This window comes from Micromonospora sp. bgisy143 (assembly GCF_057708145.1).
This window is the reverse complement of sequence record NZ_JBYIRN010000003.1, coordinates 252,496-277,990: the sequence shown is the minus strand read 5'-3', so window position 1 is coordinate 277,990 and position 25,495 is coordinate 252,496. Positions and strand designations below refer to the sequence as shown.

General features: G+C 70.5%; 19 protein-coding genes. 11 read left to right on the top strand and 8 right to left on the bottom strand.

Translation table 11 applies throughout. The annotated features are described in order from the left end of the window. The first annotated feature begins 135 nt into the window (after window positions 1–135). The 4 genes from AC3EN4_RS06840 to AC3EN4_RS06825 all read left to right on the top strand — a co-directional run bounded on the left by AC3EN4_RS06840 (window position 136) and on the right by AC3EN4_RS06825 (window position 4,686). Window positions 136–600, top strand: coding sequence for a hypothetical protein (locus AC3EN4_RS06840; RefSeq protein ID WP_435205065.1), 465 nt, complete (start codon window positions 136–138; stop codon window positions 598–600). 59 nt (window positions 601–659) lie between these two features. Then, entirely contained in the window at window positions 660–1,598 is a 939-nt protein-coding gene (locus AC3EN4_RS06835) for a hypothetical protein (RefSeq protein WP_435205064.1), read from the top strand. A 173-nt stretch (window positions 1,599–1,771) separates the two neighbouring features. Beyond that, window positions 1,772–2,152: a hypothetical protein gene (locus AC3EN4_RS06830; RefSeq protein ID WP_435205063.1), complete on the top strand. Its 381-nt coding sequence runs from the start codon at window positions 1,772–1,774 to the stop codon at window positions 2,150–2,152. 536 nt (window positions 2,153–2,688) lie between these two features. Then, entirely contained in the window at window positions 2,689–4,686 is a 1,998-nt protein-coding gene (locus AC3EN4_RS06825; RefSeq protein WP_488179811.1) for a tetratricopeptide repeat protein, read from the top strand. A gap of 102 nt (window positions 4,687–4,788) precedes the next feature. Here the strand turns inward: AC3EN4_RS06825 and AC3EN4_RS06820 are convergent, their stop codons facing one another. After that, window positions 4,789–5,964, bottom strand: coding sequence for a hypothetical protein (locus tag AC3EN4_RS06820; protein WP_435205061.1), 1,176 nt, complete (start codon window positions 5,962–5,964; stop codon window positions 4,789–4,791). Beyond that, window positions 5,961–7,082 carry a HesA/MoeB/ThiF family protein gene (locus AC3EN4_RS06815; protein WP_422735661.1) on the bottom strand — a complete coding sequence of 374 codons (1,122 nt, stop codon included), beginning with the start codon at window positions 7,080–7,082 and terminating at the stop codon, window positions 5,961–5,963. Before AC3EN4_RS06815 ends, AC3EN4_RS06820 begins: the two co-directional genes overlap by 4 nt. 289 nt (window positions 7,083–7,371) lie before the next feature. Between AC3EN4_RS06815 and AC3EN4_RS06810 the strand changes: the two genes are divergently transcribed. From AC3EN4_RS06810 to AC3EN4_RS06800, 3 genes are all read left to right on the top strand, one after another. After that, the gene (locus tag AC3EN4_RS06810; protein WP_435205060.1) at window positions 7,372–10,182 is read left to right on the top strand and encodes an AfsR/SARP family transcriptional regulator; all 2,811 of its coding nucleotides are present in this window, start codon (window positions 7,372–7,374) and stop codon (window positions 10,180–10,182) included. 77 nt (window positions 10,183–10,259) lie between these two features. Then, window positions 10,260–10,385, top strand: a complete 126-nt coding sequence (locus tag AC3EN4_RS06805; protein ID WP_435205059.1) for a hypothetical protein — start codon at window positions 10,260–10,262, stop codon at window positions 10,383–10,385. Window positions 10,386–10,446: 61 nt separating this feature from the next. Then, on the top strand, window positions 10,447–11,046 hold the full coding sequence (locus AC3EN4_RS06800; protein WP_435205274.1) for a GOLPH3/VPS74 family protein: 600 nt from the start codon (window positions 10,447–10,449) through the stop codon (window positions 11,044–11,046). Window positions 11,047–11,147: 101 nt separating this feature from the next. Here the strand turns inward: AC3EN4_RS06800 and AC3EN4_RS06795 are convergent, their stop codons facing one another. Next, a complete protein-coding gene (locus AC3EN4_RS06795) occupies window positions 11,148–12,221 on the bottom strand; it encodes an effector-associated domain 2-containing protein (RefSeq protein WP_435205058.1) in 1,074 nt (357 codons plus the stop codon). A gap of 136 nt (window positions 12,222–12,357) precedes the next feature. Here AC3EN4_RS06795 and AC3EN4_RS06790 point away from each other — a divergent pair, with 136 nt between their 5' ends. Next, complete coding sequence (locus tag AC3EN4_RS06790; RefSeq protein ID WP_435205057.1) at window positions 12,358–12,534, top strand: hypothetical protein; 177 nt, start codon at window positions 12,358–12,360, stop codon at window positions 12,532–12,534. A gap of 23 nt (window positions 12,535–12,557) precedes the next feature. Next, a complete protein-coding gene (locus AC3EN4_RS06785) occupies window positions 12,558–14,372 on the top strand; it encodes an HEXXH motif domain-containing protein (protein ID WP_435205056.1) in 1,815 nt (604 codons plus the stop codon). Between the two features lie 12 nt (window positions 14,373–14,384). Here AC3EN4_RS06785 and fxsT read toward each other — a convergent pair whose 3' ends face one another. The 5 genes from fxsT to AC3EN4_RS06760 all read right to left on the bottom strand — a co-directional run bounded on the left by fxsT (window position 14,385) and on the right by AC3EN4_RS06760 (window position 22,598). Then, the gene (gene fxsT / locus AC3EN4_RS06780) at window positions 14,385–18,206 is read right to left on the bottom strand and encodes an FxSxx-COOH system tetratricopeptide repeat protein (protein WP_435205055.1); all 3,822 of its coding nucleotides are present in this window, start codon (window positions 18,204–18,206) and stop codon (window positions 14,385–14,387) included. After that, window positions 18,203–19,705, bottom strand: a complete 1,503-nt coding sequence (locus tag AC3EN4_RS06775; protein WP_435205054.1) for a VMAP-C domain-containing protein — start codon at window positions 19,703–19,705, stop codon at window positions 18,203–18,205. The genes fxsT and AC3EN4_RS06775 overlap by 4 nt, the downstream gene beginning before the upstream one ends. 571 nt (window positions 19,706–20,276) lie before the next feature. Further along, a complete protein-coding gene (locus AC3EN4_RS06770; protein WP_435205053.1) occupies window positions 20,277–20,582 on the bottom strand; it encodes an EthD domain-containing protein in 306 nt (101 codons plus the stop codon). Window positions 20,583–20,614: 32 nt separating this feature from the next. After that, the gene (locus tag AC3EN4_RS06765) at window positions 20,615–22,036 is read right to left on the bottom strand and encodes a dihydrolipoyl dehydrogenase family protein (protein WP_435205052.1); all 1,422 of its coding nucleotides are present in this window, start codon (window positions 22,034–22,036) and stop codon (window positions 20,615–20,617) included. A 1-nt stretch (window position 22,037) separates the two neighbouring features. Next, window positions 22,038–22,598 (bottom strand): hypothetical protein, encoded by a 561-nt coding sequence (locus AC3EN4_RS06760; RefSeq protein ID WP_435205051.1) that lies wholly within the window; start codon window positions 22,596–22,598, stop codon window positions 22,038–22,040. A 163-nt stretch (window positions 22,599–22,761) separates the two neighbouring features. Between AC3EN4_RS06760 and AC3EN4_RS06755 the strand changes: the two genes are divergently transcribed. Continuing rightward, on the top strand, window positions 22,762–23,370 hold the full coding sequence (locus AC3EN4_RS06755) for a TetR/AcrR family transcriptional regulator (RefSeq protein WP_435205050.1): 609 nt from the start codon (window positions 22,762–22,764) through the stop codon (window positions 23,368–23,370). A 421-nt stretch (window positions 23,371–23,791) separates the two neighbouring features. Next, window positions 23,792–25,285: a glucose-6-phosphate dehydrogenase gene (zwf, locus tag AC3EN4_RS06750; protein WP_435205049.1), complete on the top strand. Its 1,494-nt coding sequence runs from the start codon at window positions 23,792–23,794 to the stop codon at window positions 25,283–25,285. Window positions 25,286–25,495 lie beyond the last annotated feature (210 nt).

Genomic DNA, 25,495 nt, shown 5'->3' with positions numbered 1-25,495 from the left:
CGTTCGAGATCGTCCGGGACCGTGCGGAGTCGTGCGGGACAGCTCTCGACGGCTCCGGCAGCCGCAAAACTGTTTCCCAGTCGCGGCGACGGGCTGAGCCCGGCCGCCGCAGGTGCGCGACGAAGGGGAGCAGTGATGCGCAGAAGGCTCGCGACAATGGTGATGGCCGGACTTCTCGCGGTGGGCGGTGCCACCTTCGCGGCAGCGCCGCCGGCGATGGCGGACGAACCGACGTTCTGTGGAAACTGGCTGTCCAATCCCAACCTGGCCAGCAACATCAGCGCCGTCTCGGGCACCCAGTACACCATCCCGGGCGCGGGCGGTGCGTACATCCGCGTGAACCAGGGCCAGTACTCCGGACGATGGTTCGCCTGGGCGAAGGTCTACAACCCCGAGTTCAGCGGCCTGGTGGCACTGATCTGGAGGTACACCCCGAACAACAGCCTCTACCAGTGTGGGCGGCGCGACGGCAGCACCGGCTGGTCCCCGGACTACACCGCTGGAGTTCGGGACACCGAGACCTCGATCGTGCAGGCCAAGTACAGCCGCAACCCGGGCGGCGGCCCGGTCTACTACGGCGGCGCGTCCACCTGGAAGTAGTGGTTGGTGGCCTGCCCCGTCCCGCACGAGGCAGGCCACCCCGATCCGAGGGAGCGACGATGTCGTGGCGGAGACGCATTGTGGCGCTGGCCCTGCCGGCCATCCTGCTGGTGGGCTGTTCCGCGCCCGAGGCGGAGGTGCCATCCGTGCCGCTGATATCCCAAGAGCCTGGCGCGGCGGTGGATCTGAGCCTGCCGTTCGACAGGTACGAGCTCTCACCAGAGGGTGCCGTCCAGGTGTCGCGCGCGCTCTACCAACTGATCGAGAGGTGCATGGCGGGGTTCGGCCTGCGCCTGAACGTGCCCCAGGCGACGCCGCTGAAATATCCGGTGCACGCGACGCAGCTCTACTGGCAGGGGGTGTACGACGTACGCGAGTACGGCTACGTAGGCCCACCAGGTTTCGCCGACGACATGTCCGCCGCCGCCCGACGGGGTAGGAGGCACCTGCTGATTCCCGCCGAGCAGACCGCGGTCTACTTCGGCCAGACCGCCTCGCACGGTGCGATGACCGTCCCCGCCGGAGGCTGCGACGGTGCCGCCGAGCGTGAGATCAACGGCACCGAGGAGCCACCCGTCCTCGCCACGGTCGATCCCACCGTGGAACCACACCTCGCCTTCGAATGGTTTGAGAGCCGGGCCGCGGACCGAGCCATGGCCGACGCGCGCTACCGGTCGGTGCTGCGGGCGTGGAGCGAGTGCATGGCCCGGAACGGCCACCACTACCGCGATCCGGACGCCGCAGCAGCCGACCCACGGTGGAACGCCCGCGGTGCGCAGCCGAGCACGCCGCCGTCCAGCGAAGAGGTCGCCGTCGCGGTCACCGACCGCGCCTGTCGCACCGAGACCAACCTGACCGGCGTCCTCAGGTATCTCATCGCCGAGTTCGAGAACGAGATCGTCGCGGAGCACCGATCCGACGTCGAAACGGCGTCCGCACTCCTGCGCACGCGAGCAGGCAACGCGGCGCGGGTGTTGGACACGTCGCCGATCAGCTGATTCGAGTTGTGCTGCGCGATTCTCGTTCCCGGTACAGATCCGAACAGCTTCGTACACGTTGATGTCTTGATCGAATTCAGTACCGATGATTGGCTCGCCGCATGTCGTGGGGGCCTGGCAACAACTGGTTATCCAACCGCGAACACCGAGCAGCTATGCGAAGGGGATCGACCATGACGCGCACTTTGTGGCAACGGGGGGTCGTGGTGGCGGGGGCTGGCGTGCTGGGGGCCGCAGCCTCGCTGACCGCCGTCCTGCCCGCCCAGGCGGCCTGCAGTTGGACCATCTCGACGCCGGTCAAGAGCTCCGGAAGTGCTGTCACCACGGGCACCACGTCCGGATGCGGCAGTTCCTCCGGCTGGGAGACGCAGCTCTACGTCTGGAACGGCGTGAGCTGGCGGTTGCTCAACTACTCCAGCTTCAGTGGCAACAGGAGCCGCTCCACGAGTCACCCATGCTCGGGTACGGCCAGCCACACGTTCAAGGGTGCGATCTACAACGCGGCCACCGGGACGTCCAAGACGTCGACGACCACGTTGGCCTGCGGCGTCTGACCTCGGCGACGACACAGACCGAGGGCCTTCTGGGCCAGCCGCCCAACGAGTTAAACGCGATCGGAGGTTGAATCGAGCCAGTTACACTCCTCACCGTGCCAGATCGAGCACCGGTACCCCGCACGGCGGCCACCGCAGAGGAATATGTGGCAGCGCTCCGCCAGCTGAAAGCCTGGTCGGGGCGCTCCTTCCGGGATCTGACCCGGCTGGCTCGGCAGAAAGGGCGGATCCTGCCCGCGAGCACCCTGGCTTCGGCGCTCGCTCGACCGACACTGCCGTCCCTGGACATCGTGGTCGCCATCACGGAGGCGTGTGATCTGCCGCCGGACGAGGTGGCCGAATGGGTACGCCGGCGTCGTCAGCTGGCTCAGTCGGAGGTCGAGGGGGAAACCGCCGGCGGTGCCACCCCCGGCAGGACGGACCTGGTCACGCCGTATCTGCTGCCGAGTGGGCCGACCTCGTTCGTGGGGCGAAAGGCGGAACTGACCCGGGCCGGGCACATTCTGCGGGCCGACGGGCAGAGCGGGCGTACGGTAGTGATCACCGGCCCGGCCGGGGTGGGAAAGACGACCCTCGCGGTCCGGCTGGCGCAACTGGCCGTTGAGCATTTCCCGGACGGACAACTGTTCGCCGATCTGCGTGGCCCGCACCCCCAGTCGGGCGTCTCCTGGCACGTTCTCGGTGTCTTCCTTCGCGCCCTCGGCGTCAGCAGCCACTCCGTGCCCGCCGCGCTCGAAGAGCGCATCAACCTCTACCGCAGCCTGCTCGCGCAGCGAAGCGTGCTCGTCGTTCTCGACAACGCCGCCGCGGGCCGGGATGTCCAGGCTCTCATCGCCTCGGGGCCGAAGACCGCCACCATCGTCACCAGCCGGAGCGTCCTTCCCGGGCTGGACGGCTTTCGGGTGCCGCTGAGACTGCTCAGCGAGCCGGAAGCGCTGGAGATGGTCAAACGCATGATCGGTGAGGATCGGGTCGCCCGGGATCAATCCTCCGCGTTCCAGATCGTGAACCGCTGCGAACGGCTTCCGCTGGCCGTGTGGATTGCCGGGGCCCGCTTGGCCGCTCGCCCGGACATGCCGTTGGGCGCTCTGGCCAGAGCCCTCGCGGACGAGCATCGAAAGCTTGACGAGCTGACGGTGGGCGACGTGGCGGTACGCGCCAGCATCGAGCTGACGTACGCGGCGCTGTCCAGGAGCCAGCAGGAGGCGCTGTCCTATCTGGCGCAGCTCGACACGGTGGACGTCGCCCCGTGGGCACTCGCGGCGCTGATGGACACCTCGCCGGCCGACGCGACGAAGCTCCTCGACGACCTGGCGGAGTTGCATCTGCTGTTCGTGCGCTACACCGACAACGCCGCACCGCGCTACCGGATGCACGACCTGGTCGCCTCGTTCGCACGGGACAAGGCGGCGCAGATCCTCACGCCGGTGCAGACGGAGCGGGCCAGACTGCGGATGCTCGGCGGGGCGTTGGGCCTGGCGAGCGCCGCCGGCATCCGGATCAACACGGACTTCGACGAGGTGCCGTTCACGGCCCCGCCCTGGTCGTTCAGCGACCAGACACGTGACGCGGTGCTGGACGACCCGCTCGCCTGGTTCCGGGACGAGTACGGCTTCCTCAAGACGCTCGCCGAAGACATGCTGCCGTCCGTGCCGCTGCCCGCGGCTGGTCTGATCGTGGCTCTCGCGCCATTCATGCAGCTGTCGGGCTACTTCGACGACTGGCTGCACCTGCACAGCCGCGCGACGGGATCGGTGGCTGACGGCCCGGTCGGGGCCAGCCTGCGGCGCAACCTGGGTGAGCTGTCGACGATCGTGGACGACTACCCGGCAGCGGAGCGCCATTACCGCGCGGCGATCGACATGCTTGATCCCTCCGACAAGGCACGCATCGCCAGCACCTCGGCCGGGTTGGCCTACCTCTACCGCCTGCAGAGCAGGTATGCCGAGGCGGAGGAACATTTCGTCAGGGCCATCCACCTCGCGGAGGCGGCCGGCAACGACAACTGCCTGATCTACGCGACGACCGGCCTCGGTGTCACGCTGATGGAGCAGGGACGCCGCGACGAAGCGGTGACGGTGTTCGACGAGAGCCTGCGGCGCAGCGTGGCCATCGGCTACCTGCCGGGGCAGGCGCAGGCGTGGCGCTGCCTCGGGCAGGTCAGCAGGCTGCGCGGCGACTACCCCGCCGCCGAACGGCACTACCGCACCGCCGAGCGGATCAGCTTGTCGCTGGGCGACCAGTTGAGCGCGACGCACGCCCGCTGCTGGCTCGGTGACGTCCTCGTCAAACAGGGCAAGGAGGTCGAGGGCCGACGCGTGCTGGCCGAATGCCTCTGGGTCTACCGTGCCGCGGCGAACCGCTGGGGCGAGGCGGCCGCGTTGCACTGCCTGGCCGAAGCCCAGTTGTCTGCCGGACGACCGGACCTCGCCCGACGCCGTGCCGAGGCGGCGGTGGCCATCTGGACCGACGTCCATTCGCCTTACTGGCTCGCCACGGCCAAGGCCACGCTCAGCAGGGCGCGGACTTCCTGACCAGCCCGACCTGGTGGGACGGTCGAGATGGCGACGCCGTGAACCGCCCCCGGGCGGGCTCGGGCTTGGGCGGATGCCTCCGCGACCCGTGCGGCAGCGGGCTCACCGCCCCGCTCGGGTGCGCACCGCCTTGACGGCCAGCACCAGCGTCGCCAGGATCGGCGCGTAGACCAGCAGGGCCGTCGCCAAGCCCCACCACAGACGCGCGCTGCCCACCCCGGCGGCGAACCCGTCGGCCGCCCACCCGCCGACGTAACGGAGCAGCGGCAGGTAGAACAGCACGAAGTAGCCGGCGGCGAGCAGGCACCCGGCGAGCCAGAGCCAGCGGAACCAGGTGCCCACCCGCACGTCGTGCGGGTCGGCCCGGTCCAGCTCGGCGCGGTGCCGCTCGTCGAGCCGGCCGAAGGCCCGCCGCAGCAGCAGGGACTTGACCCGCCACAGGTCACGGCAGCCGATCGCGGTGACCAGGACGGCGTACAGGTCGGTGCGCAGGAAGATCATGCACTGCCAGAGCGTGCTGGCCACCAGGACGAAGACCAGCGCCGGGAGTGGGCGTACCGGCCCGAGGACGAGTTGCCCGGCCAGCAGCGCCGCGAGCAGCACCATGTCGACGGCCAGCCCGGCGAGCTGTGGGCCGTAGCGTTGACGGCGCGGCACGCTCCACAGTTGCGACAGGTCGGTCTCGAAGACCAGGAAGAACAGCCGTCGGTCGATGCCGAAGCGGGTCCGCAGGTCCAGTGCGCGCGCGGCCAGCCAGTGCCACGCCTCGTGCACGGCCACCAGGGCGTACGTGACCGGCAGCATGATCAGCAGGCTGGTGCCGACGTCACCGGTCAGCAGGAGATCGGTCGGTCGGGGCCAGAGGTCCGGGCGTACCAGGAGGCACGCCACCACCCCGATCGCGGCGGCGGCGTAGACCACCCAGGCCGCCCGGGAGAACAGCGGCCGGACCAGTGCCGCCGGGGGGCCGGCGGTCCAGGAGCGTTGCTGCACGGCGGCCGTCGGCACCGGCGTGGGCGCCTCGTCGGTGTCCACGAACCCCAGCTCGGTCAGGACGGCGACGAAGTCGTCCAGGTCCACCGGTTCGCCCGCGAACGCCTCGCCCCGCTCGGCGGCCTCGGCGAGCGGGGCGCCGTCCAACAGAGCCCGGATGACGACGCCACCCACTGCGGGCATCGCGACGTAGGTGCCCCGTTCCGGGTCGCCGACGAGGACGTCCGTGCCCTCCTCGACGAGCGTCAGCGGGCGCAGCCGTACCGTGCTCGTCGCGTCGGTCATGACGCGGTGGCGGCGGTGCGGGCGCCGGCCACCGCGCACATGGCGCAGTCCGGGTCGCGTGGCCACGGCTCGCGATTCGGCCGGCAGCCCGCGGAGAGGTCCACCAACACCTCGGCGCCCGCCGCGTACGGCGGTTCGTAGCCGGTCAGGTAGCGCAGCGCCTCGAACGCCACGAGGGACCCGACCAGCGCGGCCGACGGCCCGTTGGCCCGGTTGACGCGGGAGATGCGGGCGCTGAGCCGCTGCGCGGTCATGGCGGCCGGCTCCAGCACCGACGCCTCGATGCCCTGGCCGTCGCCGTAGGCGCGGACCCGGCATTCGTAGCAGGCACTGCGGCCCGGGTCGACGGAGAAGTAGATGAGCTGGGAGCCGACCATGCCGCCCCGGATCCAGGGCACCCCGGCGCGCAGGCACGCCTCGTTGACCCAGTTGTCGATCCGTTCGCCCTGGTCGACGCCGGACACCACCAGGTCGACGCCGGGCAGCAGGTCCGCGATGTCGTCGGGGCCGCCGATCCAGCGGCGTACCGCCTCGACGGTGATGCCCGAGTGGAAGGCGCGCACCCAGTCGGCGGCGCGGTCGACCTTGGTGACACCGAGGTCGGCCTCCCGGTACAGGAACTGCCGGGCGAGGTTGCGCGGCTCCACCTCGTCGGCGTCCACCAGGGTGAGCCTGCCGACGCCGAGGCCGGCCAGGTTCTGCAGGACGTTGGAGCCGAGCCCGCCCGTGCCCAGTTGCAGGACATGGGCGTCGCGTACCCGCCGTTGCAGGTCGGCCTCGCTGGCGTCCAGGGTCGCGTGCAGCTCGAAGAAGGCGAGGTTGCTGAAATCCCGTCCGGCCCCGGCTCGGTCGACGTGCCGGTCGAGATCCCGCAGCAACCGGAGGCCGTCGAGCGCGTCCAGCGCGCCGCTGAGGTCGTCGGTGCTGACCTCGACACCGTCGGCGGCCAGGGCGGCACGTAGCTCGGCGACCGTTCCCGGCTGGTCGGACAGCACGGAGAGCAGGCGTTCCACCTGGCCGTCCGGGTCGTCGAGCTGCACCGAGCGACTCGGGTCGCAGACGACGACGAGACCGTCGCCGACGCGCTCCCACTGGCAGGGTTTGAGGCCGACGCGCATGACAAACCTCCGGGTCCGAGGGGGGTTTCACCGGGGTGGGCGGCCGCCGGGGAACGACGGCCGCCCGCCAGGCTCGATCAGGAATCGGGGTACTGCGTGGTCTTCACCGACTCCACGGTGCGAACGACGATCTTCATGGCTGCCTCCTTCCCTCTCGGCTCGACCGAATACCTCCGGACCCCCGTGTGCCGTTTCGGTCGGGCACGAAGAGAATGGCAACCGACGATGGACCGTTCCGTTGTGGAATCGTTGCGACGCCGAAGGTGGCTGATGCTGTGCGGGTCTCGTGGTGAACGGACGGGCCGAACCGGTCGGATACCGACTGCTCGGCCCGGTGCAGGTTCTCGCCGGCGCACGACCGGTCGACCCGGGGCCGCCGCGACAGCGGGCGGTGTTGGCGGCGTTGCTGGTCGACGCGGGCCGGGTCGTCGAACAGGCCGCGCTGGTCGACCGGGTGTGGGGCGAGCAGGCCCCTGCCGACGCACGGGGCAGCCTGCGGGCGCACGTCACCCGGATCCGGCAGGTGTTGCGCGAGGCGGCCGGTGACGCCAACCCGCCGCCGCTGGTGCACCGCTCCGGCGGGTACGTGCTGGAGATCGACGAGGAACTGGTCGACCTGCACCGGTTCCGTCGATTGCTGCTGCGCGCCGGGGACACCGGTGACGACCGGGAACGGCTGGCCACCCTGCGCGCGGCGATCGGGCTCCGGCAGGGCGTACCGCTGGCCGGCATCGCCGGGGACTGGGCCGCCCGGATGCGGGAGAGCTGGATCCGCGAGCACCTGGACGCCGTGGTGGCGTGGGCGGATGCCGAGCTGGGTGCGCACAACCCGGCCGTCACCATCGGGCTGCTGGCCGAACTGGCGGCGGAACACCCGCTCGTGGAGTCGCTCACCGCCGCGCTGATGCGGGCCCAGCATGCGCTCGGGCGCACCGCCGACGCGTTGCGGGAGTACGCGGCACTGCGGACGCGGTTGGCCGAAGCGCTCGGCGTCGACCCGGAACCGAACCTCCAGACGCTCCACCAGGCGCTGTTGCAGGGTTCCTCCCCGCTCCCCCGGGCCGCGCCGGCCGCCGGTACGCCGGCGCCGGTGCCGGCGGAGCTGCCCACGGACGTCCGCGGCTTCGTGGGGCGTACCGACGCCCTGACCGGCCTCGACAAGCTGCTGGCCGAGCCCACCGGGGTGGCGACGGGCGGCGTGCTCGCGGTGATCTCCGGCACCGCCGGGGTCGGCAAGACCACCCTGGCCGTGCACTGGGCGCACCAGGTGGCCCACCGGTTCCCTGACGGCCAGCTCTACGCCGACCTGCGCGGCTTCGACCCCGGCGGGGTGCCGGTCCGGCCGGCCGCCGCGCTGCGCGGCCTGCTCGAATCCCTCGGCCTACCGCCCGAGCGGATCCCCGCCGACCCGGAGGCGCAGGCGGCGCGCTACCGCAGCCTGCTGGCCGGCAAGCGGATCCTCGTCGTGCTCGACAATGCCCGCGACGCCGACCAGGTCCGGCTCCTGCTGCCCGGCACGTCCACGTCGGCCGCCGTGGTCACCAGCCGCGACCGGCTCGCTCCGCTGGTGACCGTGCACGGCGCCCACGCGCTCGCCGTCGACGTCCTCGACCTCGACGAGGCCCGGCTCCTGCTGGCCCGCCGCCTGGGTGTCGACCGGGTGACCGCCGACCCGGCCGCCGTGCAGCAGATCATCGCCGCCTGCGCGCGGCTGCCGCTCGCCCTCGCCATCGTCTGCGCCCGCGCGCAGCAGACCGCGTTCCCGCTGACCGCGATCGCCGCCGAACTCGACGACGTGCACGGCCGCCTCGACGCTCTCGACGCCGGCGATCCGACCACCCGGGTACGCGCCGTCTTCTCCTGGTCCGAGGCCGCGCTGAGCGCCGGCGCGCGGCGGCTGTTCCACCTGGTGAGCCTGCACCCGGGCCCGGACGTCGGCGTGCACGCCGTGGCGAGCCTCGCCGGGCAACCGCTGGCCCCCACCCGCCGCCTGCTGGCCGAACTGGTCCGCGCCAACCTGGTCGCCGAGCCGGCACCCGGCCGGTACGCCCTGCACGACCTCCTGCGCGCGTACGCCGCCGAGGAGGTTGCCCCCGACGACGGGCGGGCCGCGCGGTCGCGCCTGGTCGGCCACTACACGCACGCCGCACACGCCGCGAACCGGCTCGTGCACGCCCAGCGGGATCCCATTCCGCTGGCGCTCGACCCACCGCCAGCCACCGACACTGCGGAGCACCTGGCGGACCCGCGCCAGGCGACGGCCTGGTTCCACGCCGAGCGGGCCGCCCTGCTCGCCACGCTGCGCCTCGTCGCCGCGTCCGGCCTCGACCGGGCGGCCTGGCAGCTCGCCTGGGCCCTCGACACGTACCTCGAACGACGCGGGTACTGGTACGACCGCGCCGTCGCCTGGCGGATTGCGCTGGAGTGCGCGGACCGGCTCGGCATTCCGGCCGCGCGTGCCGGCGCCCACCTCAGCCTCGCCCACACCGACCTGCGGTTGCAGCGGCTCGACGACGCGCAGGAGCACCTGCACCGAGCCCTCGACCTCTATGTGGGCAGCGACGACACGGCCGGGCAGGCGTTCATCCACCGCCTCTTCGCCTACCTGCACGAGCACCGGAAGGACTTGCCCAGCGCCCTGGAGCACGCCCGCCGGGCCGTCCTGCTCTACCGCGCGGCCGGACACGAACGCGGCGAGGCGTTCGCCCTCAACGCCGTCGGCTGGTGCCACACGCTGCTCGGCGACCACGCCACCGCCGTCGAATACTGCGAGCACGCGCTCAGCCTCCTGCGCCGGGTGGGCGACCGCGGCGGTACGGCCGCCACCTGGGACAGCCTCGGCCACGCCCGACACCACCTCGGCCAGTACGATCGGGCCGTCGACTGCTACCGGCAGGCCCTCGGACTGTTCCGAGAACTCGGCTACCGCGCCCATGAGGCGGACACCCTCTCTCACCTCGGCGACACCCACCTCAGAGCGGGGGACGCGGGCGCCGCGCGGATCGTGTGGCAGCAGGCCCTGAGCGTTCTCACCGACCTCGACCATCCAATGGGCGAATCGGTCCGCGCCCGCCTCGACGCCCTGCCGTCCTCGGCGTGATCCGCGCTTTGGCGGGCTGGCACCCTGCCCTGGTGGGGTTAGGGCCGGTGGGTGGTCCCGGCTCGCCACTCAGTACGGTGACCACCAGCACGCCGATCGTCGTGCCGGTGACACCGAAGGTGGTCCAGCCCGGGGAGTCGGGCGCGACCACCGTCACGACACCGATCCCCGCACCCACCAGCAGCGCCGCCCCGACCAGGTAGTACGCCAGGCGGCGGGCGTCGAAGGAGCGGGGGAAGCTGATCAGGACCCGCATCCGGGACCATCGCCGGCGAGAACACCCTCTTCTACGTCCTCGGCGGGGCCGTCCTCGCGGACCTCGCCCTCGGCGAACACCTGACCACGACGGACCGGCAGCGGGTCAGCAGCGTCGCCGGTCACCCGCCGACGGACGCCCTCCTGCATCCGGCGTGGGACTACCTCGCCGAGAAACCGCGCGGGGTGCAGACGGCGCTGGCCGCGATCGGTCCCGCCCTGCGAGAGCCGGTTCTGGAACGGCTCATCGCGCGGGGCGACATCGACCAGGAGCCCCGTAAGGTGCTCGGCCTGTTCCGGACGACGGCGCTGCGCGACGGCCGGACCGAACGCCGGTCCCGCCTGCTCGCCGACGTGCGGCGGGTCCTCGTGGACGGCGCCGAGCCGCAGGCCAGGGTCGTCGCGCTCGCGGCGTTACTCTCGGCGAGCGGGACCCTCCCGCAGTTCCACCGCGAGATCCCGTGGACGTCACCGGTGATCAGCCGAGCCAAGGAGTTTGAGCAGGGCGGTTGGGGCGCCGACGCCGCAGGGGCAGCCGTGACCCGGACCGCGACGGCCACTGTCGTCAACAGCGTCATCATGGCCATCTCGGTGTCTCCGCGAAGCTGACCCGTCAGTGAGCCCCGCGCCTCGTACCGGCTCCCTTCTCGGGCGACAACATGAGCTCGGTCAACCCACGCGCCTGAACACCTGTCGCTCTCCGGTCCCGCTCATCGGCGCTCCGACGGACCGTGTAGACCCGCGCCGCTCAGCGCGTCGACCACATCGGCGACCGCCGGATGGTCAGGGACGAGTGTCTCCAGCGCGGAGGCGAGCGAACCTCCGGGCGCCAGGTGCCGGTAGTGCTCGAAACTCCGCACCAGAGCGAACAGTTCCACCCGGGCCGCGGTGTCGCGCCGCAACTGGTGCACGATCACCGGCGGTAGGAGTTCGTAGACCTGTTCGCGGAATGCGGGCTCGGTCATCCGTGGGACGGCAAGCAACAGATCCACCAGCGCGCGATACTCGGCGGCCGTCACACGGGCCGGCTGCGTCGTCGGGGTGAGTCCCTCGCTGGACGGTCGCGGCGCCGGAACGTCGGTCATCGGAAGGGCTTCCTTCAGGTGGCGTTTCAGGGCCACGTAGGTCCGGTGCTCGTGCGAGTCCGGCTTGATGATCGAAAAGTGGTCGCCGGGCAGCACACCCACTTCGGGGAAGACGCTCCTCGCCGAGACGGGCGTCACGACTCCGTCGCGGTCGCCGGCGTACGCGACGACCGAGATCGGACAGGTGGCGGGCGTGACCGTGGTGGCGTGGATGATCTGGTTGACGACGATCCGGTGCGCGTCGGAGATGGCCTGGTCGAGTGGCCGCAGTTCGCGTTCCTGGGGGTGTCGCCACAGGCCACCCCGGCGGAGCAGCAGAGCCAGGTCGGACCCGGAGTTGGGACAGGCGAACAGCACTATTCTGCGGATCCGGGCCAGTTCGGGCCCGCATCCGACGGCGAGGGTCCGGGCCAGCATCCGCTGCACCACGAGACCGCCTTGGCTGTGCGTCACCAGAACAATTCCGGAGTGACCGCTGCCGATTTGCGCCAGGTAGGTGCGAAGACTGTCGGCGATGTCATTGATGTCCGGAATACGGCGCAAGGGGTTCAGCGAGATGGGCGGGCTCGGGTACTCGAAGGGGTGGAGGTCGAGGAATCCGAGGTCGGCATCGGTCTCGATCAGCCGCAGCAACGGCGACCAGGTGGCCGCGGACGACAGAAATCCATGTACGAAAATGACTCCGAGGCGCTCGGGCATAGCGACAAGCTACCGTGAGTGGGCAAATTCTGGCGGCGTCCGGAGTGGACGCACGGGGTCACCTGCCGCTTCCGGAATCGTCTCCACGTGCGACATGATGACTGCAGGAACCGCACGACGTGAGGAGAAGCCGGTAGTGAGCCGATCGATCGACGACATCGAGTCGGATCTGATAGACCTCACGGAGGTGACACTTGCCGATTTGCCGAGGTACGACGAGCGGATCCTCGCTCCGACCATACGGCGACTACTGCGTCGCATTGACGATCCCGAAAGCATCACCAGTGGCTACAATCCGCAACGCGTCGACTGACGGGTGTCGCCTGGGGTTCCTGGATGGGCGGTGACGCCACCGTGAACAGGCCACCCCGCCAACACCGACTCGACGAGCAGCACGTCAGCGCACTCTGCTCCGGCGGCGGTGATGTGGACACGATCGCCCAGCTTCTCGCCGTCGAGCGGAGCTGGCGTCTCCTGCAGTTGCGGGCCCTGCTCGACATCGTCGGCCCCGACCACGACACCGGTCCACTCCCGCCGGTCGGGGACGCCTGGGATCTCCTCATCGAGGCCGAACGACACAACCCCGCCAAGGTCGACGACCTGCTCCTGCATCCCCAGGTGGGAGTATGGGCGGGTTACACGTTGCGGCTTCTGCGCGGCACCGCTCCCTCCACGGCGCCGCTCTGGGTGGACCTCGGCTATCTGCACTCTCTCGCCGCCGCGGCAGCCCTCTGCGCCGGTATCGACTTCCGCATGATCGTGCCGGTCCGCGACGGCTTCGCGGTGCTGCCGACCCTCGGTGCCGTCGCGGTGCCGGAAGCAGAGCGGTGGGACAGCACCGAGGTGCACGGATCCGCCGGCCACGGTGCCGTCGGCACGCCGGCAGGCGAGGTGCGAGTCGGTGGTGACGGCTGGCAGACCATGCCCAGTGTGCGTGTCCAGGCTGACGGGCACACTCTCGCGGTGCGGCTGGACTGCCTCGACCCCTACCGGAATCTGCGGGCTCCGACGCCGCCCCGGGCGCTGAGCGAACCGGAGCTGGGGCATTGGCACGGTCTGCTCACGCAGGCGTGGGAGTTGCTCGTCAAGACCAGCCCGGCCCTGGCACTGCCCATGGCCCGGGGCCTCTTCTCGGTGGTGCCACAGCCGCCGACGGAACGGTTCCGCACGATGAGCGCCTCGGCCGGCGACGCCTTCGGTTGCATGATGATGTCGGAGCCGCGGGACGCCACCGAGCTGGCGGTGACGATGGTGCACGAGTTTCAGCACATCAAGTTGGGCGCTCTCCTGCACCTGGCTCCGCTGCACACCGGCGAGCCCGCCCGGCGGCTGTACGCGCCGTGGCGAGACGATCCCCGGCCACTGGGTGGCCTGCTGCAGGGGGTGTACGCGTTCGCGGGCATCACCGAGTTCTGGCGGTCGGTGAGCCGATGGGCGACGGACGGCGCCGGCACACTGGCGCACTTCGAGTTCGCCCGGTGGCGGCGGCAGGTGCGTACCGTACTCGCGTTGTTGGCGCAGATGCCGCAGCTCACCGAGGTCGGTCGCCGACTCGTGGCCGGCCTCACCGCGACCGCGGACCGATGGCAGACCGACAGCGTCCCCGATCAACCACTCGCCGCCGCCCACGACGCCGTCGCCGACCATCGGGCCCGGTGGCGGCTTCACCATCTGCGGCCGCCCGCAGAGGTGGTTACCGCGTTCACGAAGTGCTGGAATGCCGGCGCCGAACGGCCGGATCTGGCCGCCGTCGCACCTGCGTTGGAAGCCGACCCGAACGCCCAGGGGCTCGACGCGCGAGCCGTCCTGGAGCTCTGGCGCCTGACCGACAGCGCCGGATTCGAGCGCCTTCGGGCGGACCCGGCACCGATCGGCACGCGGGTGACGGGTGCGGCTCCCGCCGATCTGGCCCTCGTGGCCGGTGATCGGGAGAACGCTCGGCGCGGATATCTACAGGAGCTGTCCACCGATTCGGACCGGCCAGGCGCCTGGGCCGGGCTCGGGCTGATCCTGGCCGATACCCTGCCGGGCCCCGCCGCCGATGCGCTGCGCGACCACCCTGAACTGGTACGTGCCGTGCACCGGGCGGTACGGATGTGCGGCGGTGCGGCCGATCCGGTGCAGCTCGCCGCCTGGATCGGGTCGCGATGACCGGCTGTCCCCCTACAGCGGTTGCGGGTCCATGTCGCAGTTGGCCCGCCGGTCCAGGTCCATCGCCGCAGCCGTGGCCGGGTGATCGTCGCCGAGAACTCGCCGGAACTGTGCCACCGTTGCCGCGTGCAGCTCTGCGGCTTCCTGCTCGCGACCCAGTTTGAACAGGTCCATCGCCAGATTGCCATAGCCCGCGAGAGTGGTCGGATGCTCCGCGCCCAAGACTCGCCGCAGCCGTTCGGTCGCGTCCACATCCCGCTCGTACGCCTGCGCGTAGTGACCCTCGGCGTAGAGGTCGCTCGCGAGGTTGAGCGCCGCGGCCAGGGTGAGCGGATGGTCGTCACCGAGTTGCTCCCGCAGCTGGGCAAAACCCTCCTCGTCCATCTGCCGCGCCTGCGCCACCCGGCCGCGCAGCCGCTCGGTGACCGCCCAGTTGAGCCGGGCGGCGATGGTGTGCGGGTGGCGCTCGTTCCCCAGCAGCCGCTGGTAGCTGGCGTACACCTGCTCGCCCAGCACGGCGGCGCCGTCGAGGTCGCCGGTCTCCCGCAGGTCGATCGACAGGTTCAGGGAGGAGGCGATGGTGTCCGGGTGGTCCTGCCCGTAGCGGGTGAGGAAGCGGTCGCGGACCTCGGTGGAGACCAGGCGGGCCGCCCGGTGGTCACCGGCCTTGCGGAGCGTCAGCGCCAGCGTCCGCATCGCCCGCAGGGTCTGCGGATGACCTGGGCCGAGCTGGTGGCGCAGCTGGTCGGTGACCGCCTGCGCCTCGGTGCGGGCGCCCAGGTAGTCGCCGAGCTCCCGCCGGTCGGTGATGAGGTTGCGGGTGCTCTCCAGCGTGATCGGGTGGTCCGAGCCGAAGAGCTGAATGCGCAGCCGCTGATTCTCCTGGTCGATCTCGTAGGCCCGCTTGAGGTCACCGGCCAGCCGCAGGCTCACCGCGAGGTTGTGGTTCGCGTTGATGGTCTGCACGTCGTCCCGGCCCAGGGCCCGCACGTGCCGCTGGTAGATCTCCTCGGTGAGCTCCAGGGCACCCTGGAAGTCCCCGGCCACCCGCCGGTCGGCGGCGACGGCGCTGAGGGCACGCAGGAAATCCTCGTTGTCCTCCTCCAGGGTGGCCTGGTAGGTGGCGAGCACCTCCTGGTTGAGCCGGGCCGCCTCCTCGAATCGGCCGAGGACGAACAGCAGCCAGCCCATCCACAGACCCATCCGCAGCGTGGACGGATCGGCGACGCCCAACTGGTCGCGCCGGGACTGGTAGGCCCGCTCGGCCAGCTCGAACGCCGCCAGATGGTCACCCCACCAGTAGAGATAGCGGGACAGGTTGTCGATCAGCTGCCGCACCGAAGGGTCGGTGGACCGGAACGCCTGCGCGGTCATGGCGTGCGGGTACAGGTCGGCGTAGGTACGCCAGCTGTCCGGTGAGTTCGGGTCGTTCGGGTCGCCGTCGGCGAGCATGAGGTGCGCGCTGTGCCGCATCGCCGTCTGCTCGGCGTCGTCGAGCCGGTCGATCAGCACCGCCTGGACCAGCCGGTGCATCTGGATCGAGTTGGTCCGATGGTCGATCTTGGCAAGGGCGTACCGGTTGATCTCGCGGATGGCCCTGCTGAGCCGCATCGGGTCGCGCCGCGCCTCGTCGAGTTCCGGGTGGACGCTGCCGGCTCGTCCACGGCTGAGCAGGTTGCGGGGAATGGGCTCGGGGGCGAGGAACGAACACACCTGCAGGAGTTGCAGCGCCCCGGGACTGGAACCGGCCAACCGGTCGAGGGACACGTTCCACGCGGCGGCGACCGGCAACTGGTAGTCCAGCGGCACCGACACCTCGAGCAGTTCGACGCGCTTTTCCTCGAACAGGCGCAGGTACTCGTCGGTGGGCATGCCGGTCTCGGCGAGCCAGGCCGCCGCCTGATCCAGGGCCAGCGGAAGATCGCCGAGCGCCTCGGCCAGCCGATCGGTGTCCTCTTCGCTGAGGTCCGGGCTGCGGCGACGGAGCAGATCGCCGCTCTCCTGTCGGGGGAACACGTCCACCGCGAGCTGGCGGCCGACGTTCGACCACTGCGGGTTGCGGGAGGTGACCATGATGCGGCCGGACCCACCGTTGGGGAAGTAGCGCCGCACCGCCTCCGGGCTCTCCGCATTGTCGAAGATCAAAAGCCAGTTCGCGTACGGCTGCCCCAGCCGCAGCGCCTCCCGCACGGCCGGCACCGCGGCGTTGGCTTCGAGCCCCACCGGCAGATGCAGGCGCTGGGCCAGCTCGGCCAGCGCATTGGCGATCTGAGCCGGCCGTTCCGACGGGATCCACCAGATCACGTCGTACTCGTCCAGGTGGCGGTAGACGTACTCGATCGCCAGCTGCGACTTGCCGACGCCGCCCATACCGTGCAGCGCGTGCGGCAGCACGGCCGTCACACCCTGCAGCATCTGCTCGTGCAGGTGCACCAGCAGCGACTCACGACCGGTGAAGTTCGGGTTGCGAGGTGGGACGTTGCCCCAGATGGCGGGCGCGCCGGCTGGGGTTCTCTGCGGTGCGACCACATCCGCCACGCTGCTCGACACGACTGATGCTCCTTCTGACGTCCGATCATCGGTGCCCACTGCCGCCGTCATTGTCACAGGGAGTGTGCTCGGCGCAGCAGTGCTCGACCGTGTTTCCGGGTCCGCACCGAGCGCCTCGTGCAGATGGCGCGCGCGGGCGAGATAACGGCCGGACAGGGCGTGGAGAACGGCCTGTTCGACCCGTACGAACGGGGCGGTCTCCGGCGTCACCGGGGGCACCGGCGTAGCGTCGGGGTCGTCCAGCATCCGGCTGAGCCCACGGACCGCCGGAACGGTGGGCCCCAGCTGCTCACCGACCACCCGCAACACCCGGACCGCGTCCGCACGGCGCCCGGCCGCGAGCAGCTCCTCGCGGACGCCCCGGTGGAACTCATAGGTGACCCCGGCGCTGTCGGCAGTCGACGCCGCGACGGCCACCGGATGCAGCAACTCGCTGTTGAGGATCTCGGACAGGTGTGACGTCTGCGAATCCGGGATCAGGGCCTGCTGAACCCATCTCATCACCGCCAGGTTGAGCGGGGCGGCGGCGAGCTGCGTGGCGAGCGTGACCGCGGTCGGCGTCGCCCAGGCGGCGAACTCGCGTACCCGCGTCCGCGCGGACGGTGCCCCCTCCGGCGCGGACGGAGCGGTGGTCTCCGGGAGCCCGACGGCGGCCAGCACCGCGGGTAGGTGTGCCTCGCCGCCGGTGACCAGCCGGACCCAGGCGGCGAGCCAGCGGGGGTCGAGTTCGAGCACGGGCACCGGGACGGGATCGGTGGCTTCGTGCCCGGGATCGTCGAGGACGTCCGGGACCGGACTGTGCACCTCCCACCTGAGGTCGGCATTGGCGGCACCGCCGCGCGCGGTCCACCACATCCGGAGGCGACGAGGCCGGATACCGGTCCGGTACCACTGCAGTTGCGGCAGCAGGTGCAGGACGGCGACCCGCGCGCGGAGACCCCAGAGCCGAAGCAGGGCCGGCATCGTCCCGGCGTGCCAGGCCGGGCCGGCCCCGTCGGACAGCACCAGCACGATCCGTCCGTCGACCGCCACCTGCCGGGCCAGAACGGCCTGCCCCGTCTCGGCGGAGTCGAACCCGACCACCTCGACGCCGGCGAACCCCTCGTGATCGCGCAACACCGCCACCAGGCGGTCGACAGTGTCACGCCACACCGCCATCGAGGGGACGACATCCACCAGCACCGTCACACCCGCCCCGGCCGCCGGGGCGGGCGAGGAACCGGACAGCGGGCGCAGCGCCTGAGAGATCGCCTCCCAGGTGGCTTGCGCGTCGCCTCCGGTCACCAACTGTCCCCTGTTCCTCGACCAACGGGAGCGCCCAGCGCGTCGGGCCTGCGCTCCGGATCGTCCCAGAGGATCGTCAGGTGGTGGCCGATGTGACCGTCCCGCAACGCGGGCTCGAGCTGTAGCGCCTGATGCCGCAATTCTTTAGCACGCATCGGCAGCTGTCCCAGGCCTCCATCATTTACCAGACTGGAGACGACCTCCCGGAACTCGGCGCTGGTACAGTCACCCCGATGCCAGATGATCACCGGCAGCCCGGCCCGCAGGGCCGCTTCGATCTCTTGCTGACCGGTCTCGCCGTGCTGCGTCGGTGGTTCGCTGAGGACGAGTGAGACCACCCGGTCGTCGGCCTTGAGCTCCGTCTCGAGCCGGGTGAAGTAGTCGTTGCCGCTGGGTTGGCTCCAGAAGACGACGCTGTGGGCGGGAGCCGCGAGCAGCTGCCTCCAGCGCTGGTGCCAGGCACGGTGCCAGCGCCGGGTGCGTAGCCGTTCCAGACTACGAACCACCACGGGATAGTCCATGGCCAGGGCGATCGGTCGCGAGCTGTCGATCTCCTTACGCCAGCGGTCGACCCCGACGTTGAGCAACTCCCACGGCAGGACGAACTCGACCACGACCGTGCCGGTCCGGTCCGACCATTCGATCTCCATCTGCTCGATCACCCGCTCCACCTCACGTTCCAGGTCGTGGAGACGGACCAGGCGGGGCTCACCCTGCCGGGAATGCCAGGAGTCTGCGCCGTACCACTGGCGGAAGTGCGACAACGCGTAGGTGTCGTCGCTGCCGTCGGGGTCCACGTGCGGCTCGACCTGGACGACCAGGTACGCGGTGGTGCCCATCGGCTGTTCACCGCCGCGGTGCAGGTACGCCCGCCGGTCCTCCAGCTGTGCCGTCAGTTCCTGTCCGGTGGCCACCCGACTGTTCCGCTGTCGGATCCACCGGGCGTCCTGCGCGTCGACCTGGTCTTCGAGCAACGCCAGGAAGGCCATGCTCGGCGGCAGGCCGTCGGGGCCGGCGTTCTGCCCGGCCAGGTGGACGAACGCCTGCCAGGCGTCGACGCACCACGACGGCGGCCCGGGCGACCGGTGCTCGGTGGCGCGCTGATACAACACGGTCAGGTTGACGGGGACGAGGTTGCTCAGCAGCGGACGCAGCCGGCTCCAGTCCTCCTCGGTCAGGACATCGACCGCCTCCCACTCGTCCCGGAGACGCTGCAACCGGACGACCTCCTCCGTGCCCGGTTCCAGGTGCTCGACCGTCTCCACCAGGATCTGCAGCCCGTCGGCGCGCCTGCTGCAGGCACGCACCAGCTCGACCATCTGCAGCCGCAACTCAGGGTGCTCACGCAGCGGGAAGGGGCCGAGCCGGTCCTGAAGTTGTTCGACGAGGAGTTGGCGGCTGGCCTGACCCCGCATCAGCCGGGTGCGTTCGAGCACACCGACGAGCACCGTCTGAATCCGGTGCCGTACCTGTTCACCGCTGGTCTGCGCAGTTTTCATGTACTCACAGGTTCAAGGGCATGGCGGTTCGGGTCCCGGCGGGCCCGGTCGTCACAGGCTACCGTCTGACCATCCCCAACGGGACCTATGAGAACGATCAGAAACGACCTGCGACAGCGACTATTCGGCTGTTCCCTTGCGATTGATCCGCTACCCCTCAAGTCCGGAAGGAGGCCGGGTTCCGGAAAGCTTCTACGGCGTGCGGGGAAGCCGGACCGACCGCAATTGGGGCTGGGGACGAGGTCGATGGTCCCCGTTCCGGCCGGCGGTGATCCATCCGGGGCTGAGCACCAGCGTTTCGATCATGCAAGCAGCAGTGCCGCAGCCCAGGTGAGCGTGGTGGCCGCCGGAGGTGTACCGCGGAGCACGAGCGCGACGCCGGCCGCACCATCGAGCACGCCGGCCCCGTGCGCAGGGAGGTTTGCCGGCCGGCCAGAGGGCTACGCACGCCGGGCATGAGATGCCAACCGGGTCAGCCGGAGCCTCCCGAGAATCTCGCTCACCCCACTGCTGGGCGGCAGCACGCCGGGCGTAGACGTCGTTTCCGCCTACGCCCGGGAGCCTGTAGCCCTTAAGCCTGCTCGATGTCCGAGAACAGCCCCTTGAACGGGACCTGCGTCCCCACGAGGGCGCCGAAGACATCAGCGGCAACGGTTGTCGCGACCGCTGCGGAGGCGTCTTCGTAGCTGTCGAAGTAGAGGTCGAGCGTCCGGTACGCGGGGGTAGCGGTGCCATCCTCCTTCGGCCACACCTTGGCGGACTCGAGTCGCCGCAGTTTCGGGAACTTCGCTGCGGCAGCCGTCACGTCCGCGTAGACCCGCTCGAAGTCGTCAGGGCTCGCAGGGTTGTCGATGATGATCGTGATCTTGGTAGGCAAGGGATTCTCCTCGAAGTGGACCGAATGTTTGTTCAGCGGCCGTAGGTCTCGAGCAACCGCAGCCACACCTCACTGACGGTCGGGTAGGCCGGAACCGCGTGCCACAGCCGGTCCAACGGGACCTCGCCGACGATGGCGATGGTCGCGGCGTGGATCAGTTCCGCGACGTCCGGGCCGGCGAGGGTCAAGCCGACGATCACCTTGCGGTCCTCGTCGACGACCATGCGGGCGTGCCCTCGGTAGCCATCGGCGTGCAGGGACGCTCCGGCGACAGCCCCGAGGTCGTAGTCCACCACCCGGATCCGTAGCCCGGCCGCCTCGGCCGCAGCCGCGGTCAGGCCCACCGACGCGATCTCCGGGTCGGTAAAGACCACCTGCGGCACCGCACGCTCGTCGGCCGTCGCCACGTGCCGGCCCCACCGGCCGTCCTCGACCTGCTGGCCCGTTGCCCGGGCCACGATCACGTCGCCCACCGCCCGCGCCTGGTACTTGCCCTGATGGGTCAGCAGCACCCGCCGGTTCACATCGCCCGCCGCATAGAGCCACTCGCCGCCGCCGACGACGCGCAGGGTGTCGTCGACCGTCAGCCAGGCACCCGGCGCCAGCCCGACCCGGTCGAGGCCGATGTCCTGGGTGTTCGGTGTGCGACCGACCGCCACCAGTACCTCGTCAGCTTCGACCCGCTCGCCGGAGGCCGTCCTGATGTGGACGGCTCCGTTGTCGTCGCGGTTGACGGCGACGGCCTCCGCGCCGAGACGTACGGACACACCGGCCTCGCGCAACGACTCGGTGACCAGTTCACCGGCGAACGGCTCCGCCGACGGCAACAGGCCGTCGCGGGCCAGCACCGTCACCGCAGACCCCAGGGCGGCGAACGCGGTCGCCATCTCGGCTGCCACGACGCCACCACCGATGATGGCGAGCCGACCGGGAACCGAACTGGCCGATGCGGCCTCGCGGCTGGACCACGGCGCCGATTCGCGCAGCCCCGGGATGTCCGGCAACAGGGCGCTGCTGCCGGTCGCGACGACCACGGCGTGCCGCGCGGTCAGCGTCGTCGTGACGCCGTCGACGCCGGTCACCTCGACAACGCGGGCGGAACTGATCCGCCCCTGACCGCGGTGCAGCGCGATGCCGGCCGACGCCAGCCACGAAACCTGACCGTCGTCCTGCCAGTGCGACGCGAAGGAGTCCCGCCGGCCCAGCACCGCAGCCGCGTCCAGGTCTCCCGTCACCGCCTCCCGCGCACCGGGCAGCTGGCGGGCCGCACGCAACGCGGACGCGCTGCGCAGCAACGCCTTGGTCGGCATGCAGGCCCAGTAGGAGCATTCACCGCCGACCAACTCCCGCTCGACGATGGCGGCGGTCAGCCCGCCCCGCACGACCCGATCGGCCACGTTCTCCCCGACCGGACCGGCACCGATCACAACGACGTCGTACTCGATGGTGGTCATGTCACTCGCCCTTCGCGGTACGGCCGAGGCGGATGGCGGCGATGAGGAAGAAGATGGCGCCGGGAATGGCGTAGCCGGCAGCGTTGGTCAGCGACGGGTTGTCCGCGGAAGCAGCGGCGATGAAGGACCCGCCAGCCGGAACCGAGATGCCGCCACTGATGATCATCGGCCACTGGCCGCCCATCTTGCGACGGGTGACCCCCACGATCAACTGGACCAGACCGGCGACGATCGCCCACGCGCCCCACACCCGCAGGACAGCGGGAACACCGGAGGCGCCGGCGACACCCACGCCGACAGCCGTGACCAGGCTTACCGCGATGTTGACGTACAGCAGGGTCGGCGAGCCGGTGGCCCGCGACGAACGGAGGTCGTAGATGGCGGCGCCCACGTCGAACAGCGGGTAGAGCACGAACAGCGCCACCGCGAGAGGACCGATGTCCTTGGCGGTGGTGATCGCCACGCCGGCCCAGACGATGGCGAAGGCGAAGCGGACGAAGTACAGCCGCCGCAGCGCGGAGGCCGTCCGGGAGATGCCGGGCGAAGTAGCAATGGTGGTCACGGGTGACCCTTTCAGCGGAGGGGCTAGGTAGACCGATCGTTCTGTCTTGTCCAGCATGACAGGCCCGACCCGCACCGTCAAGACCGAACGTTCTATCCACTCCGACGCGCCTGAGGCCGCTCATACCCCGCAGACCGAACGTTCTATCCGCTAGGATGACGACATGGCGACCACAGCACCCGGCGCCCGGCCCTCCGAGGCGCGCCAACGGCTCCTGGCCACGGCCATGAAGATCTTCTACTCGGAGGGCATCCATTCCGTGGGCGTGGACCGGATCATCGCCGAGGCGAAGGTGACCCGGGCCACCTTCTACCGACACTTCCCCAGCAAGGACGATCTCATCCTCGCCTACCTGCGCGAGATCCATGAGATGGATCGCGGCGCGGTCGACGCGGTCGTCACCACCGATGCACGGCCGGTCGCCCCACTGCTGGCCATTGCCAACTCCATTGCCGAGCGCGTCCAGTCCCCGGGGTTCCGTGGCTGCGCGTTTCTGAACGCCGCGGCGGAGTATCCGGACACGGAACATCCCGTACGTCAGGAGATCATCGCCCACCGGCAGTGGTTCCTGGACACGCTCACCACGCTGATGGCACAGGTCCAGGAGGAGACGGCAGAGTCCGCCGCGCGCCATTTCGTCATGCTCCGCGACGGCGCCATGGCCGCCGGATGCCTCTTCGACCCCGCGTTGGTGTCCGAGACCTTCCTCCACGGCGTCGAGGGACTTCTCCGGATCACGGCTGAGCGCCAGTCGACCGAATCCGCAGGCTAGTCCGCCGTGGCCGCGCTCGGTCACGCCTCAGAGTCGCGATCATGCCGCCCGCCCGCCGCTCGCCCGGAGCGCAGGCGACCGAGCGGAACGTTGCCCTCGGCGCCACCGCACGGTCGCGCATGATCGACTCGACGTCGCCGATCCGGGGGCATCGACCGGTCCCGGATACCCCGAGTTCGGCGACCTCGTGTGGATCACCGCGTCTGAACCGAGCGGGGGACGCCGGGGCAGAAGCTCACCGTCAGACAGCCGCAGGTACGTCGGCGTAGCATCCCCGAGCGTGGCGGCAACGAACACAAGGGAGGCTCAAGCTCCGCATCCAACGGGCCACGCCGGCCGCTACCGCCACACCCCCACCGTCTCGACATGACAGCACCGCACCCCCAACCCCACACCCCTTGTGCCCGGAGGATCGCAGACCATGGACCACGCATCCCAGCTCATCCAGGAGCGGAGTGCCCCGCCGGCCACGCTGGTGATCTTCGGTGCCTCCGGTGACCTGACCCGGCGCAAGCTGCTGCCCGCGGTGGAGAGCCTGGCTCGGCACGAGCGGCTCCCGGATCAGTTCGCCCTCGTCGGTGTCGCGCGTACGTCGATGACCGACGAGCAGTTCGCCGAGAGCGCCCTCGGCGAACACACCCTGGCCAGCAAGCGCCAACTTCAGGGCGGCGTGCGGTACGTGACCGGCGGCTACGACGACCCGGAAACCTACAAGCGGCTCGTGGAGACCCTCGACGATCTCGACGCACTGCGGGGCACATCCGGCAACCGGATCTTCTACCTGTCCACCCCGGCCGGGGCCTTCGAGCCGGTGATCAACGGACTCGCCCGTGTCGGGCTCAACCAGCCCCGCGAAGGCTCATTCTCCCGCCTGGTCATCGAGAAGCCGTACGGGCGCGACCTGGTCACGGCCCGCGAACTCGACGGCGTCGTGCACAGTGCCTTCGACGAGCACCAGGTCTTTCGGATCGATCACTACCTGGGCAAGGACACCGTCCAGAACGTGCTGGCGCTGCGCTTCGCGAACTCGATCTTCCAGCCCATCTGGGACCGCTCCTGGGTCGACCACGTGCAGATCACCGTCGCCGAGACCCTCGGCGTCGGCAGCCGGGGCGGCTTCTACGAGGACGCCGGCGCGATGCGGGACATCGTGCAGAACCACGTGCTCCAGGTCCTCGCGCTGGCCCTGATGGAACCACCGGCCTCGTTCGAGGCCGAGGGCCTGCGCAACGAGAAGGTGAAGCTGCTGCAGGCGATCCGCCTCCCCACCGACCGGGACATCGCCGATGCCGCGGTCCGGGGTCAGTACACCCGGGGCGGCACCCGCGAGGAGCTGATGGCCGGCTACCGCGAGGAGCCCGGCGTCGATCCCCTGTCGCGGACCGAGACCTACGCCGCCATGCGGCTCAACGTGGACAACTGGCGTTGGGCCGGGGTGCCGTTCTACGTACGCACCGGCAAGCGCCTGCCGGCCCGGCTCACCGAGGTGGCACTGCAGTTCCAGCGACCGCCGCACCTGCCGATCCCGACCGATCAGCTCACCGGCCTCGATGCTGACGCGCTGATCCTGCGGATCCAGCCGAACGAGGGGATCTCGCTGCGCTTCGGCGCCAAGGTGCCGGGCCACTCCTTCCGGGTCCGCACCGCCACGATGGAGTTCTCCTACGACCAGACGTTCGTCGAGGAGTCGCCGGAGGCGTACGAGCGTCTGCTCCTGGACGCGCTGATCGGTGACGCGTCGCTGTTCATCCGCAGCGACGAGGTGCAGCAGTGCTGGCGGATCGTCGACCCCATCATCGACCACTGGGAGAAGGACAACTCGCCGATCCCCACGTACGAGGCCGCCTCCTGGGGCCCGACCGACGCCGACCGGCTCATCGGCCGGCATGGCCGCACGTGGCGCAACTCCGCGTGACCTGCCATCACGAGGACGATCGGCCGCGCTGAGCGGCGTTGTCGCCGCCTGGACCCAGCGCCAGGCGGTGGCGACGCCGTTCTCGGAGCCGGCCGCGAGTCGGGTGGTAGGTGTCGCCCGTGCGTACCTGGGCCAGAGCCAGCAGCGCCGGCCGGCCGGGTTCGCGGCGACGTGTCCGATCGAGGTCAGGTCGATGCTTTTGGCCGCTCT